This is a genomic window from Tunturiibacter gelidiferens, assembly GCF_051013345.1.
Classification (GTDB): Bacteria; Acidobacteriota; Terriglobia; order Terriglobales; family Acidobacteriaceae; genus Edaphobacter; species Edaphobacter gelidiferens_A.
Genome location: NZ_CP132939.1, coordinates 4,769,107 through 4,782,312 on the forward strand (window position 1 = coordinate 4,769,107; position 13,206 = coordinate 4,782,312).

The window sequence follows — 13,206 nt, forward strand, 5'->3', positions numbered from 1 at the left end:
GGAATTGGCAAAATTACTGGTTTGCCAATATTTTCTGTGGGACGGCGGACCGATCAGGCGACGGGGATGGGAAGAAGCTCGAGGGCGCCTTTGGATTTGAGGTCGTCGGCGACGCAGTTGCCTAAGGCGATGGGGTTGGTGTCGCAGGTGGCTTCGGTTTCGACCTGGACCATGGATTCGCCGTCGGGGGAGACGACCTGGGCAATCATCTTCCACTTCCCTTCTTCGTGGAAGCAGTGAGCGCCGATGGGGAGGGAGCAGCCGCCGCCGAGGGCGTCGAGGGTGGTGCGCTCGGCGTCGATGGCGAAGCGGGTGTAGGGGTGTTCGAGGAAGGCGATGGCGTTGCGGATGTAGGTGTCGCGGGCTTCGTCGATCGGGTGTTCGGGGCTGCGGGTTTCGAGGGCGAGGGCGCCCTGGCCGGGGGCGGGACAGAGCTCGCAGGGGGAGAAGCGCTGGTGGACGGATTCGGTGCGCTTGAGGCGGTCGAGGCCGGCGGCGGCGAGAACGAGGGCGTCGCACTGGCCCTGCTCAAGTTTGCGAAGGCGCGTGTCGATGTTTCCGCGGACTTCGACGAAGGTGACGTCGGGGCGGAGGGCGAGGATCTGCGCGCGGCGGCGAGGGCTGGTGGTGCCGATGCGTCCCCCTGTGGGGAGCATGTGAAGGGCCCAGTAGGGCTCGCAGACCCAGACGTCGCGGGCGTCGGCACGTTTGGGAATGGCGGCGAGGGTGAATTGCGGGGCTAATTTTGTCGGGAGGTCTTTGAGGGAGTGGACGGCGAGATCGATGCGGCCTTCTTCAAGGGCCTCCTCGATTTCTTTGATGAAGATGCCTTTGCCGTCGAGGTTGGGCGGAGGGAGGAAGCCTGGTTGCTGCATGCGGTCGCCGGTGGTGCGGATGATCTCGAGCTCGACGTGGTAGCCGGCGTCGCGGAGGGCGTAGAGGATGTGGTTGGCTTGCCAGAGAGCGAGTTGAGAGCCTCGGCTGCCGATGCGGATGGGATTGCGGGGATTGTTGTGCTCTGAACTCATAGTCATTACTAGGATACGGGATGATGGGTGGTGAGTTCGTGCGAAAGAGATGTCGTAAGGGGAGATAGGTGAGAATTTTCGGAACTATCAGACAAATGGGAACGTAAGTGCCTGAGAGCTTCACGAGAGTTGGAGGGATTTCATGCAGGATGTCTGGATTGCGTTGCGCCAGTTTTACAAGTCGCCGGGCTTTGCCATTACGGTTGTAGTCACGATTGCCCTGGGAATTGGAGCGAATACGGCCATCTTTACTCTGGTGCATGCGATCCTGATGAAGTCGTTGCCGGTAGCGGATCCGAAGACGCTGTTTCGTGTGGGGGACCTGGATGACTGCTGCGTCAACGGCGGCTTTATTAATGACAACGGCGACTTCGATCTTTATTCCTACGAGTTGTACAAGCAGTTTCGGGAGACGACGCCAGAGTTTGAACGCCTTGCGGCGATGCAGGCGGGCGGCGAACAGAAGACGACGCGGCGAGGCTCGGAGCCGGCTAAGTCTGAGCGGGCGCAGTATATTTCGGGCAATTTTTTTACGACATTCGGCATCGGTGCGTTTGCAGGGCGAATGTTGACAGATGCGGATGATGCTCCGGGTGCGGCTCCGGCGGTGGTGATGAGCTATCAGGCCTGGCAATCAGATTATGGCGGTGATCCGAAGGTGGTGGGATCGACGTTTTATCTTCAGGGGCAGCCCGCCACAGTGGTGGGAATCGCTCCGCCGGGATTTTTGGCGACCGAATCAGGAGTAATCCGCCGGGGCTGTGGATTCCGCTGGCGATGGAACCTTTGATCGAGGGGAAGAATTCGCTTCTGCATGTACCGGATAGCAATTGGCTGTATGCGGTGGGAAGGTTGAAGCCGGGTGTCAGCATCGGCGCGTTGCAGGACAAGATGTCTGGCAGCCTAAGGCAGTTTCTCGCGGCGCAACCCAACTACTCTCGCAATGGTGGATCGACGATTATTCCGAAGCAGCATGTGGTGATTGTGCCGGGTGGCGCGGGTATTCAAAATCTGCAGAAGCAGACTGGCAAAGGACTTTATCTGCTGATGACGATCTCCGGACTGGTGCTGCTGGTGGCGTGCGCAAATGTGGCGAACCTGTTGCTTGCACGGGGACAACACGCCGGGCCGATACATCGGTTCGGGTTGCGCTGGGTGCGGCGAGAAGCAGATTGATTCGGCAAACGTTGACGGAGAGTTTGCTGCTGGGGTGTGCGGGCGGTCTGGCTGGACTGGCCGTGGCTTATGCGGGTACGCGGATGATTTTGGCGCTTGCGTTTCCTGACTCGCCGAATCTACCGATTGCGGCGAGTCCTTCGCTGGCGGTGCTTGGGTTTGCGTTCTTGTTGTCGCTGCTGACGGGAGTGGTGTTTGGCGTTGTGCCGGCGTGGATCACCTCGCACTCAGACCCGGCGGAGGCGCTGCGTGGGTCGAATCGGTCGATGCGAGATCGGGCATCGCTGCCGCAGAGATCCCTGATTGTGTTTCAGGCGGCGCTGTCTCTGGTTTTGCTGGTGGGTGCGGGACTGTTGACGAAGAGCCTGCGAAATATGGAGCACCAGAAGTTTGGTATTGAGACGACGAATCGATATGTTCTGCATCTCGATCCGGCAGGCGCGGGATATGCGCCTGAGAAGCTGCCAGCCTTTTACCAGACTCTGGAGCAGCAGTTTGGATCGCTGCCGGGAGTGCAGAGCGTTGGGCTGGCGCTTTACAGCACGCTTGAGGGAAACAACTGGGGTGAGGGTGTGTTCGTTGATGGAGGTCCAGCACCGGGACCAAATGATCACAATGGTTCGTCGTGGGACCGCGTGAGTAATCATTTCTTCGAGACGGTGGGACAGCCGGTGGTGCGTGGGCGCGGATTTACCGATCAGGATACTGCGACGTCGCAGAAGGTCGCGGTGGTGAATCAGGCCTTCGTGAAAAAGTTCTTTCCGAAGGAGGATCCGGTTGGCAGGCACTTCGGGATATTCGAGCAGAAGTACTCTTCGACATTCGAGATTGTGGGTGTTGTGGCCGATGCCAAGTACACGAATCCGCGCGATGAAGTGAGGACGATGTACTTTCGTCCGCTGACGCAGACGATGAGTGGACTGACGGATCCGAATGAAGCGATGGCTGAGGGGCGCGGGCTGTATATCAACTCGGTGACTCTTTTTTCGGAGCGAGCCGCAGAATCTTGACGCAACGGTAAAGCGAACGCTTGCGAACATCAACCCGGATCTGACGGTGCTTGATCTGCATTCGTTGGACTACCAGGTGGCGGACAACTTTACGCAGGAGCGCTTGATTGCGAGACTGACGATGCTGTTTGGTGGGCTGGCGCTGGTGCTTGCTGCGGTCGGTTTGTATGGAATCACGTCGTATCAAGTGGCGCGAAGAACGAGCGAGATAGGGTTGCGTATGGCGCTGGGAGCGGACCGGGGGAACGTGGTGCGCATGGTGATGCGAAGCGCGTTTCTGCAGGCTGGACTGGGGCTGGCGATTGGAATTCCTGTTGCGATCTTTGGAGCAAGAGCGATGGCCGACCAACTGTACGGTGTGCGCTCGTATGATCCGGTGAGTTTGCTGATTGCGGTGGCCGTGCTCCTGGGATCGGCTGCGATTGCGGGCTTTATCCCTGCTCGCCGCGCCGCGAACATCGAGCCTATGACGGCGCTGCGGACGGAGTAAGCGGAGCCTCGAAGATCGCACGCAATACTTCAGGTGCGAGGCGGGTGTTTGCTCTTTGCCTATACGGAGAAGCGTCTGAGGCGGGAGAGCTGTAAAAAGCTTAACCAGATGAAGCGCGGATTGTTCAACAGGTAGCGACGCCACAGGCGTTTGGGCTCTTTGATGAGCCGGTAGAGCCACTGGAGTCCGGACCTCTTCATCCAATCGGGAGCTTCGGCGAGATTGCCGCTGAGGAGATCGAACGCCGCGCCGACGCCGACCATGAGCTTTACCGGCAGGCGACCGCTGTAGGCGGCCATGAATCGCTCCTGCTTTGGCGTGCTGAGGCCACACCATAGGATGTCCGCCTGCGATGCTGCAAGCTGGACCCGCAGATCTTCTTCCTCTTCGGTGTTGAGGGGACGGAAGGGCGGGGTGTAGGTGCCTACGATCTGAAGGCCTGGGTAGCGGCGTGCGAGTTCGGCCCGCAGCTCCTCGGCGATGCCGGGTCTGCCGCCGTAAAGGAAGTGACGATAGCCGCGCTGCACGGAGAGCGCGCACATGTTGAGCATGAAGTCCGGACCGTAGACGCGGGTCATGTGCTTGAAGCCGTGCAGGTGGCCGAGCCAGACGGTGGGCACGCCATCAGGGGTCGATAAGAAAGACTGATTGAGGATCGTTCGGAAGGCTTGGTCCGATTGTGCTTCGATGATGCCATGGACGCCTGTGACGCAGATATATCCGCTCTCGTCGCGGTTTAGCAGGGCCTCGCTGCACTCCAGCGCACTTTCCATGGAGAGTGCACTGATTCCGACACCGAGGATATTGACTCTCGGCGGATCGGCAGAGATCATGATCGCTCCTTGGCTATGAACTCGTGCTGCGTTTGTTGCGTTGCAGGTGTTGGGAGTCGGATGCTCTGAATGAGACAGAGCACTTGATTGGACTACGCGAATTTGACCGCATTATTGGCGTTGCTGATGGCTTGAGTATACGAAAGTAGACGGAGGCTGTCGACTGGTTGCGCCGTTCGACAGCACTCCTCTCTGACTCTCCTATTTGTAACCAATAAAGAGCGGCATCCGAAATGATTTGTTGTTGGGCGAGGTGACTTTCTGTGTAACGCCGGACCGCGTCTCCTCGACCTGGATGGAGTATCCGCAGCCTGAGCAGTAGACGGATTCTTTGTAGATGTAGGATGTCTGCGCGTCTGTTGCGATGAAAGCGGGTTGCGTAGAGGAGACAGGGACGGCTGGATAGATAAGGCCTCCGAGAAGCTCGGTCTGGCCGCCGCTGGCAGTGCTGATGACTGTCCCTGCTTTCTCGGTTTTGAGGCCTAGAATCCAGAGTGAGCCGCCCAGATTCGAGATCTTGGTGGCTGAGGTTTCGTTGTCGAGTTGACGCACAAAGGCCTGCTGCCCCTTTTGGATGTTGAAGCTATTGATGCCGATGTCCTCAAGAAAGAGTTTGCCGGCGCCGGGGTAGCTCGCGTAGTCATTGATGAATGCGTCCTTGAGAACGACGGGGCGACTACCGCGATGATCGATCTTGATTCCGTAGCCGAACTGCTCGATGATGAGCGGCTGAGCGCTGTTGCTGGTGACGACGAAGCGAATGCCGCCACCGTTTGTTCCCGCGCCGATATTGACGACGGAGGAGAAGCCAACGATTCGATCGACGGTATCGGGCACGGTGACATCGGCTTCGTTGTAGGAGAAGTATGCGGCGAATGGGAAGTAAACAGTGTGCTTGCCGCTGTTAAGAACAGCCTGGAGGCCGGAGGTATCCCCGTACCATTTGGGAGTGAAGACGGCCCAGTCGGACAGGCTCGAACTTGTGTAAGAGGGCGTCTCCTGAACGGCCAGATCGAGACCGTTGGTTGACGATGCGGTTCCTGTGAGAGTCGAGGGAGGGCCGACCACGAGATGCGACAGAGTACCTTTGTGAAGAGTTGGGGTCGAGGTGCTCGTATCTTGCAAGGTCGCTTCGTATCCGCTTGAGGATACATTTCGCACGAACATTGTGTTGTCGGTCTCGATTGCGGGAACCGTTCCGACGCCGCCTGAGAGGCTGCCGTCGAGCAGCACGACGAACCCGCCGGAGTTGGTGATGGCTGGAACCTTGTTGGTGCTGGTGAGACCGCGAATATTGATCAATTGATTGCTATTGCGAATGCCGGCGATGTTCTGGCTCGCAAGTGTGATGCCTTCCATGGTGGTACTGTACTCGGCGTTCTGAAGATCGATGCCTACATCGAAGCCCTGTATCTCCGTATTGCGGATCATCAGAGGACCGGCATAGTGCTGCGTCAGATCGATACCAGCATGACCCTTTCCGTCTTCACTTTTGACGAAGACGTTGTGGATTGAGCCGATGTTGTTGGAGACGTAGGTAATGGCGGTGGCGCCTGGGTTACCGGGGCCGATCGTGAGACCAAGATCCCAAACGTTCTGACGGAAGGATTGGTTGCCGAGCGGCGTGAGGATCATCGGCTTTGGAGCTGCGGTGTTGTTGAAGCCGCTGGAGTCTGGTGCGAGACGAATGACACTGCTTGACGAACCCGATCCCTGCAGTGTGACGCAGCATCCGACCCACCGGAGGGTGTTGCTGACGAGGTAGGTCCCCGGCGGGAAGTACAACGCCTTCGGCACGCCGTAGTAGTCGCCTGAAGCATTGGACCGGCCGTCGGAGAGGGCTTTCTGAATGGCTGCGGTGTCATCGGTTACGCCGTCGCCTACGGCACCGTATGTTTTTACAGAAGTCATGAAACCAGTGGGAAAAGTTAGAGGCCCCTTATTCAGGTTTGCGCCGGCCAAGAGAGGCTGCACCGCCGCGGCGGTTCCTCCTTCCTCGACGGGGATGGTCTGTCCGGAACAACCTGCCAAAAGAAAAACGCATAGCAGGCTGAGGGCACTCAGCGTGGCGTGAAAAAGCGAAGGTGTTAGATGGCCTCGGCTAGACGCAGAGTTGCCATGGAGAAAGTGGGGCTGGGGAGGGCTTTTTCTCATACGCAAATACTTGCATACTTCTCTACCTCTCACAATGGTACTAACGTGTAAATGCTATGCAAATATGAGCTGATCTTCTTGGATGACACCAACTTGCAGGTCAACATATTTTTTATGAAAAAAGCCTTTTGATCCTGTGAATTATTCGACTCATGAAACGGCGGGGGTCCCGGTTTAACTGCGGTTTGCTTGCTCCATTGCGAGGACGAGACCGCGAGAGATTTCGCTCCAAGTAAAGTCACGCTCGATCATCAGTTTCGCAGAGGCGCCCATGCGGCTGCGTTCAGCGACTCCGAGTCTTTCTGCTTCTGCTAAAAGCTCGGCGAGGCGAGCGGGAGTGTTGGGAGCGAGGACCAGCCCGGAGCCGGAGTGCCGTACGAAGTCGGCGAGGTTGGTCTCTTCGGAGACGATAAGCGGAACTCCGCAGGATGCTGCCTCAAGGCATGCTGTGGGGATTACGTCGAAGCGTGAGGAGTGCACGAAGAATGTCGAGCTGCTGAGGATGTTGCGCAGAGGCGCTCCGAAGATTTGTCCTGTCCACGTGATGGAGTCGGCTATGCCATGTTCTTTCGCGAGTGCCTCAAGCTGAGGCCGGTCCGGGCCATCGCCGACCATAGTCAGGTTCAGCGTGCCTCCTGATTTCCGGTATCGTGCGAATCCTTCCAAGAGGATGTCCAAGCCCTTTTGGAAGATCACTATTCTTCCGCAGTAAGTGATTGTGGGCTCGATGATCTGCTTGTCGGCAAAATTCTCGAGACTCTGGTCGGTGGCAGTCTCAGGGTTGGGCAGTTCAAAGCCATTGGGGATAAGCGCGATCTGATGGAGCGAAGAAAATCTGGACTTGAGATCGTCCACCTCGGTCTGGCCAATTGCGTGGACGAGGGATGCGTTTCGTAGAGTCCAGCCCTCCCATGCGGAGAGATAGAATCGCTTCCTGATTCGGCCTGCGATGGATCGACCGCTGCGGTCGGAGAGATAACCCCCGTGCGGGGTGATACCGAATCGGATCTTTCTCTTGTGCAGTAGCTTTGCGGCGGATGTGAGTTGCGGAACAAAAACAGAGTGCAACTGCACCCATGTGCCTTCCGGCAGACTCGACAGTGCGGCGTGCAGGTCTTTGGTCAACCCGAATTGCGATCTACTTCTCGGAAAAGGGACAAGCTTGTAGGTGCGTGCGTGAGTCGTGTACTCCTCGTTGGCGAGTAAGATCCAGACCTCACACTCGTGCCCTTGGGCGACCATGTTGGTCGCAAGCCAGTGCACGACTTTGTTAACTCCATTGGCCGAATTTGGGTCAGCGGTTCCTGGAATCATATGGATGATGCGCAATCCTAAGCCTCCTCAATGTAGGTCGCGGGGTGGATGTGGGTTGCCAGCTCTGAAGCGTAGTAGAGCTAAATAGTTGCTTGAGCATGTCGAAGACTCTCGACGGTACTAGTTGTTTCTTGATGTTGATGTCGATAACGAGTGGGGAGTTAGAAGTTCTGGATCGCGTCGTGGAACTTTCGAACGGGAGTAGATGATGCTTTTTCCCTCCGTAGGAATAGAAGACGTGGAGGTGTTGCGGGCTGTTGACACCGGGAGCGGCGAGGTGCGAGGTTGTGCCGTTTCGAGTTTCGACTACCCAGTTCGGAGCTCCGTAACCGGCAATGTTGATGTTTTCATAGCCGGTTGCGAAGAGGTTTGAATCGGTGATCTGCATGGTTGTTGAATCGGGGGCAGCCGTGGAGAGCTTGTAGTAAAAAATCCGAAGATCTCGATTTGGGCGTTCATAGCTACGATGTCGGTCCCGTTGTGTTCGGTTTTGTAGCCCAGGACCCAAAGTGTGCAGCCATTGCAGGTTATCTTGTCCGCACGAGCAGGCTCTTCATCGAGCTGTCGCGCCCAGATATGCTGACCGGGATAGAACGTGACTGTATTTCCTGGATTGTTGTTCGCGCCGAGGATTACGTCATCGATGTAAAGATTGCCGGCACCTGCAGCAGCCGAATAGTTGTAGGTGTTGCCGTCGATCAGGACCAGGGTTCTTGATCCTGTGTGGTTGATGATGCAGGCGTTGTTTGGGCAGCCTTCGATGATCAGGGAGTCTTCGAAGAACCTGCGATTGTGAGATTGATGGTGTAGGTACGCCCCGGGGTCGGCATGGCGTTGTAGAACTGGAGATGATTGACCGTGTCGGGAACTGTGATGGCGTATGGGCCATTGCCTCCATATTGGCCTGGAGGCGCATAGACGGTTGGAGATCTCGATCCAGAGATGGTGGCCGCCCAGGTTGCTGGAGAGGTTCCCAGCATGGTCCATGTGCGTGGATCGGGGTCATCGGGTTGCGGCGTCTCGGATTCTGGAAGGCGAAGAGAGCCTGGAGGCGCGGTCTGATCGAACACGGTCTGCGCTTCGCCCGACCATGTCTCTGTGAGGTCTCCTTTATACGTCTTGGAGGGAGTAATGCAGTAGTCTGCCTCTGAGGTGGCGTAGCCTACGACTTTCACATTGCGCGTGTAGAGGTGACATCCCTGCTGGCCATTCTCTTTACCATTCTGCAGACCGATGCCGGTGGAGTTGTCTCCGAAGAGCTCGGAATCCATTATGGTTGTGTTCGCATGAAAGAGCTCGGCCTGGAGCGCAGGCACGTTGTTGTCGCTGAGCAGATGACGGATGCTGAACTTCATGTTCGTGCTGCCGATTCCAGCAACCGTCTGTCCTTCGAGAGTGATGTCTTCGAAGGTGAAGTTGTATTCTTGCTGATTGCTGTAGATACCGTTTTGGCATCCATAGGCGGCAACGTTGCGCATCATGCCAGGACCGGGGTACGCGCGACGGATGTTGAGAGCGTTGACGCAGTTGGAGTCGTCGGACCAGACCTGAACATTTCTGATGGCGCCGATGTTGTTTACCTGGGTGGTGAATATTTCAGCGTTGGGATTTCCGACGCCTGACTCGAAGCCCATGTTTTGAATAAAGATATGGAAGTTGTCGTTCTTGTTGACGCTGAGCGGACTGAAGAACTGGACCGGTGATGTGCCGGTGTTGAAGGCGGGCGAGTTTGGCGCCAATTTGATAATTGAGGTTTGAGCACCGGCTCCGTAGATAGACCAGTAGTTGCCGTAAGGAATGATGGTGTCGCTGGCGAGATAGACGCCCGGTGGGAAGTAGAGGAACATCGGAAGTGCCCCGAGCTGGCCGCCTGCACCTGCGCCGTAGTACATGTCCACATTCTTGAGCGGGGGCGGGGTCGTTGTAAGTTCGAGGTGCGTCGCGTCGGTGACCGAGGCGAGCTTGTAGAAGGCGCTGCCGATTTGGAGGCTCGCGTTTGGTTTCAGTCCAGCGAAGGTTGGGCCGCTGGCAGCTATTACCGTCGTTCCATTTGTGCTGACTACATTGGGCGGGAGACGTGCCGCGACGTTGGAGAGTGTGCCTGGATTTGTTGTGAGCGTGAGATGCTGCGGATCAAGCACGGCGGCGATGGTGTAGACCACGCCTGCGATGCGGATGGGAGAGCCTGGCGCGAGCCCCGTGAAGACCGAATCTCCGACCTGAGTGGCGGTGTAGGTGTTTCCGTTGGCGGAAGTGGTGACTCTGCTTTGTGCCGATCCCCGGCCAAACGCAAATAACTTCTGGAGGCCCGCGGTATTGTCGGTGACGCCATCGCCTGCGAGATTCGCGATCGGGTTGTGTGTCACGTCGATGATGGGGAATGCGGCGGCGCTGGTGAACCCTGGAGGGTAGACGATGTGATTTGTGAGGCGCGCTCCGATTCCATCGGCGGGAATTATCGCGAGGGTGCCGTCGACAAAGGTGAGACTGTCAGACCGATTGACGGTCGTCATGGAGCCAGCTGCGATTTTGATTGGGTAGTTGCCTGTGGGAGAACTTGAGGTCGCGGAGGTGCTCAACTTCGGCTGGCCTTTGAAGAGAGCAGCGTAGGGTCCGGAGTACGACGACATCTTGAAGATCAGGGGCGGGAGAGGGTCGCCTACGTGCATGGTAAGGTGCGTTGCAGTGGCGGTATACGTTGCGGCCTGTGCACAAATGCCTGTGAGAAAGAGCAGCAGGAACAATGCCAGGGGCCTCTTCATCGCGTCTCCTCGAGTGAACGTACGATCAGGATGGAAGGTTGAGGAACTGTTGTCTTCGCATTTTTAACATCAACGATGCAGTTCTCGGTAAACTGTTCCTGTAGATGCAATTGCCTCCTATCGAGCAGGTTCCTCGATTATACAAAGAACGTAAAAAGACATCTAAGTTGATAGAGAGGTCTGCTTCGAATGAATGTTCTGCTGTCGGCTTATGCGTGCATGCCGAACTCCGGTTCTGAACCTGGCAATGGATGGAATTGGGCAGAGCATCTGGCTGGACGCGGAATTCACGTTACGGTTCTGACTCGTGGCGAAGGGCGCGACGAGATTGAAGCTTACCGGCGGGACCACCCGAATGCGAACCTCGATTTTGGTTATGTCACGGTTCCTACGAAGCTGTTCAAACCTGGGACCGGGATGCACTACGCGCTTTGGCAGATGTTCGCGGTTGGAGTCGCGAGATCTCTGAATCGGCAACGACGCTTCGATCTGGTGCATCACGTTACGTACACGAGCATTCATGTGCCGACGCAACTCTGGCGCTTAGGCGTTCCGACAGTCTTCGGACCGGTGGGAGGGGTCAGACTGCGCCGGCCAGCATGCTGGGGTACTTCGGAGCGAGCAGGAGGGCGGAGGAGAGCCGCACAATGTTGACGAAGGCACTTCCCTACTCTCCGCTTCACAGACGATGGATCGGGAAGATGAGCACGGTCCTTGCGGCGAACGAAGATACCTTGCGACTGATAAAAAAGATGGGGCGATCGGACGTTCGCCTGCAGTTCGATAACGGAGTGGGAACGGATTACCTCGCGAAGGGGCCAAGGAGGTTCAAACCGGACGCTGGTGCGGTGCGCCTGGTCTGGGTAGGAAGAATTTTGCCAAGGAAGGCGCTTCCGATGGCGCTGGATGCACTGGCGAAGGTGCGACATGACTGGATGCTTACGATCGTCGGGAACGGACTCGCGGAGACGACTGTGAGACAGATGATCGCTGAGCGGGGATTGAGTGAACGGGTGCACTGGGCTGGACGCCGACTGACGTGGGAGGAGGTTCGAGCAGCGTACCTGGAACACGACGCGCTTTTGTTTACGAGCCTCCGTGAGACCTCGGGAGTGCAGTTGCTGGAGGCGATGGCGCTTGGCCTGCCAGTGATTACGCTGGACCTGCATGGCGCACGCGACGTTGTGCCGGAGGAGGCTGGCATCAAAGTGCCGGTGACGACTCCGGCTGAGGTGGTCTGCGGTCTTGCTGCTGCGATTGATCGATTTGCGTCTCTGAGCGTCGATAAAAAAATGCGATGTCTCGTGCGAGCTGGGAGTTCGCCAGAACCAACACCTGGACCTCGCGGGCGGCTGCGGCTGAGCTTTTGTACAGGGAGCTTGTGGGGAGGCAACGTGAAGGCTAAGTCGGGCGAGATCGATGCGAGTGAAAGGAACAATGACGCGACGATTCCAGGTTCGTCAGACGGGCGAGTGCTTTGGAGTTTGGGCTTACTTCACTATCTTCCAGGAGGCCCTCGTTGAATCTACGCGCAGCGAAGCATGACGTGTCGAGTCAATTCATTCAGACCTGGCTTTTCTTTTTGAGGAACGAGACAAAGGTTACAAAGTTTCAAGTGAAGCAACTGACTGCTCGCAACGAACACTCGAAAGAGCCCGTCGTTGCACCCGGTGGACCGGTGGTGTCAGTCACCACCTACGGCGAGCGGCTCGGTACAGTTCATCTGGCACTGGAATCGATCGCTGCGGGTTCTGCGCTGCCTTCAAGGCTGATTCTGTGGGTGGATAGTGCCGAAGGATTTGCGAATCGATCTGCCGGCCTGAAGAGGCTCGTGGACAGAGGACTGGAGATTTACCTTACCGACAACTTCGGTCCGCACACCAAATATTATCCTTACCTTTTGTCGACCGATACGTTCGATGTACCACTGGTGACCGCGGATGACGATCTTCTGTATAGCAGATGGTGGTTGGAGGGTCTGGTTCGATCGCATCGCGAAAGGCCAGAGGAAGTGCACTGCTATCGAGCTCACCGGATCGGGCTTGCGAATGGAGTTATCACGCCCTATCAGACGTGGGAACCATGCAGATCGGCCGAGGCGGACTACCTTCACTTTGGTACTGGAGTATCCGGGTGCATCTATCCGATGTCGTTGTTGAAGAGACTGAAACTTGCCGGCGCTGAGTTTATGCAGCTTTGCCCGAAGGCAGACGACGTGTGGCTGCACGTGAACGCGCTGCGGGCGGGCATGAAGACAAGCCAGATATGGAATCGTCCTTTGAGATTTCCGTTCGTTCCCGAGACGCAGGGGAGCGGGCTTTATCACAGCAACGTTCTTCTTGCTCGAAACGACGAGCAGATCCGAAGTACCTATACGGCGAAAGATATTGCTGTTCTTGAAGCGGAGTCGTCGCTCCATCGACGCTAGTTGTAGCTAGT

The 13,206-nt window shown here is 57.0% G+C and carries 13 protein-coding genes; 8 read left to right on the forward strand and 5 right to left on the reverse strand.

Going from position 1 to position 13,206, the window contains the following annotated elements; all coding sequences use genetic code 11:
- Positions 1-53: 53 nt before the first annotated feature.
- On the reverse strand, positions 54-1,028 hold the full coding sequence (hemC, locus tag RBB80_RS23965; protein ID WP_433964831.1) for a hydroxymethylbilane synthase: 975 nt from the start codon (positions 1,026-1,028) through the stop codon (positions 54-56).
- Between the two features lie 142 nt (positions 1,029-1,170).
- Between hemC and RBB80_RS23970 the strand changes: the two genes are divergently transcribed.
- Genes RBB80_RS23970 through RBB80_RS23985 form a run of 4 tightly spaced genes read left to right on the forward strand, consistent with a single transcriptional unit; the run spans position 1,171 to position 3,704 of the window.
- Positions 1,171-1,818, forward strand: coding sequence for an ABC transporter permease (locus tag RBB80_RS23970; RefSeq protein ID WP_433964832.1), 648 nt, complete (start codon positions 1,171-1,173; stop codon positions 1,816-1,818).
- The gene (locus RBB80_RS23975) at positions 1,806-2,204 is read left to right on the forward strand and encodes a hypothetical protein (RefSeq protein WP_433964833.1); all 399 of its coding nucleotides are present in this window, start codon (positions 1,806-1,808) and stop codon (positions 2,202-2,204) included. The genes RBB80_RS23970 and RBB80_RS23975 overlap by 13 nt, the downstream gene beginning before the upstream one ends.
- The gene (locus RBB80_RS23980; RefSeq protein ID WP_433964834.1) at positions 2,201-3,214 is read left to right on the forward strand and encodes an ABC transporter permease; all 1,014 of its coding nucleotides are present in this window, start codon (positions 2,201-2,203) and stop codon (positions 3,212-3,214) included. The genes RBB80_RS23975 and RBB80_RS23980 overlap by 4 nt, the downstream gene beginning before the upstream one ends.
- A gap of 46 nt (positions 3,215-3,260) precedes the next feature.
- A complete protein-coding gene (locus RBB80_RS23985; RefSeq protein WP_433964835.1) occupies positions 3,261-3,704 on the forward strand; it encodes an FtsX-like permease family protein in 444 nt (147 codons plus the stop codon).
- Positions 3,705-3,763: 59 nt separating this feature from the next.
- Here RBB80_RS23985 and RBB80_RS23990 read toward each other — a convergent pair whose 3' ends face one another.
- From RBB80_RS23990 to RBB80_RS24000, 3 genes are all read right to left on the reverse strand, one after another.
- Positions 3,764-4,537 carry a WecB/TagA/CpsF family glycosyltransferase gene (locus RBB80_RS23990; protein ID WP_433964836.1) on the reverse strand — a complete coding sequence of 258 codons (774 nt, stop codon included), beginning with the start codon at positions 4,535-4,537 and terminating at the stop codon, positions 3,764-3,766.
- Between the two features lie 201 nt (positions 4,538-4,738).
- The gene (locus tag RBB80_RS23995; protein WP_433964837.1) at positions 4,739-6,511 is read right to left on the reverse strand and encodes a glycoside hydrolase family 55 protein; all 1,773 of its coding nucleotides are present in this window, start codon (positions 6,509-6,511) and stop codon (positions 4,739-4,741) included.
- 354 nt (positions 6,512-6,865) lie between these two features.
- Positions 6,866-8,020: a glycosyltransferase family 4 protein gene (locus tag RBB80_RS24000; RefSeq protein ID WP_433964838.1), complete on the reverse strand. Its 1,155-nt coding sequence runs from the start codon at positions 8,018-8,020 to the stop codon at positions 6,866-6,868.
- Between the two features lie 432 nt (positions 8,021-8,452).
- Between RBB80_RS24000 and RBB80_RS24005 the strand changes: the two genes are divergently transcribed.
- On the forward strand, positions 8,453-8,722 hold the full coding sequence (locus RBB80_RS24005) for a hypothetical protein (RefSeq protein WP_433964839.1): 270 nt from the start codon (positions 8,453-8,455) through the stop codon (positions 8,720-8,722).
- A gap of 47 nt (positions 8,723-8,769) precedes the next feature.
- Here the strand turns inward: RBB80_RS24005 and RBB80_RS24010 are convergent, their stop codons facing one another.
- Positions 8,770-10,767 (reverse strand): glycosyl hydrolase family 28-related protein, encoded by a 1,998-nt coding sequence (locus tag RBB80_RS24010; RefSeq protein WP_433964840.1) that lies wholly within the window; start codon positions 10,765-10,767, stop codon positions 8,770-8,772.
- Positions 10,768-10,956: 189 nt separating this feature from the next.
- Here RBB80_RS24010 and RBB80_RS24015 point away from each other — a divergent pair, with 189 nt between their 5' ends.
- Genes RBB80_RS24015 through RBB80_RS24025 form a run of 3 tightly spaced genes read left to right on the forward strand, consistent with a single transcriptional unit; the run spans position 10,957 to position 13,195 of the window.
- The gene (locus RBB80_RS24015) at positions 10,957-11,421 is read left to right on the forward strand and encodes a glycosyltransferase (RefSeq protein ID WP_433964841.1); all 465 of its coding nucleotides are present in this window, start codon (positions 10,957-10,959) and stop codon (positions 11,419-11,421) included.
- Positions 11,415-12,290 carry a glycosyltransferase family 4 protein gene (locus tag RBB80_RS24020; RefSeq protein ID WP_433964842.1) on the forward strand — a complete coding sequence of 292 codons (876 nt, stop codon included), beginning with the start codon at positions 11,415-11,417 and terminating at the stop codon, positions 12,288-12,290. Before RBB80_RS24015 ends, RBB80_RS24020 begins: the two co-directional genes overlap by 7 nt.
- Complete coding sequence (locus tag RBB80_RS24025; RefSeq protein WP_433964843.1) at positions 12,287-13,195, forward strand: hypothetical protein; 909 nt, start codon at positions 12,287-12,289, stop codon at positions 13,193-13,195. The genes RBB80_RS24020 and RBB80_RS24025 overlap by 4 nt, the downstream gene beginning before the upstream one ends.
- The last annotated feature ends 11 nt before the right edge of the window (positions 13,196-13,206 follow it).

Excerpts from the sequence above, each read along its gene's own strand:
- RBB80_RS24020 (WP_433964842.1), top strand. The coding sequence starts at position 11,415 with ATGTTGACGAAGGCACTTCCCTACTCTCCGCTTCACAGACGATGGATC.
- RBB80_RS24015 (WP_433964841.1), top strand. The coding sequence starts at position 10,957 with ATGAATGTTCTGCTGTCGGCTTATGCGTGCATGCCGAACTCCGGTTCT.
- hemC (WP_433964831.1), bottom strand. The coding sequence starts at position 1,028 with ATGAGTTCAGAGCACAACAATCCCCGCAATCCCATCCGCATCGGCAGC.
- RBB80_RS24010 (WP_433964840.1), bottom strand. The coding sequence starts at position 10,767 with ATGAAGAGGCCCCTGGCATTGTTCCTGCTGCTCTTTCTCACAGGCATT.
- RBB80_RS23990 (WP_433964836.1), bottom strand. The coding sequence starts at position 4,537 with ATGATCTCTGCCGATCCGCCGAGAGTCAATATCCTCGGTGTCGGAATC.
- RBB80_RS23975 (WP_433964833.1), top strand. The coding sequence starts at position 1,806 with ATGGAACCTTTGATCGAGGGGAAGAATTCGCTTCTGCATGTACCGGAT.
- RBB80_RS23970 (WP_433964832.1), top strand. The coding sequence starts at position 1,171 with ATGCAGGATGTCTGGATTGCGTTGCGCCAGTTTTACAAGTCGCCGGGC.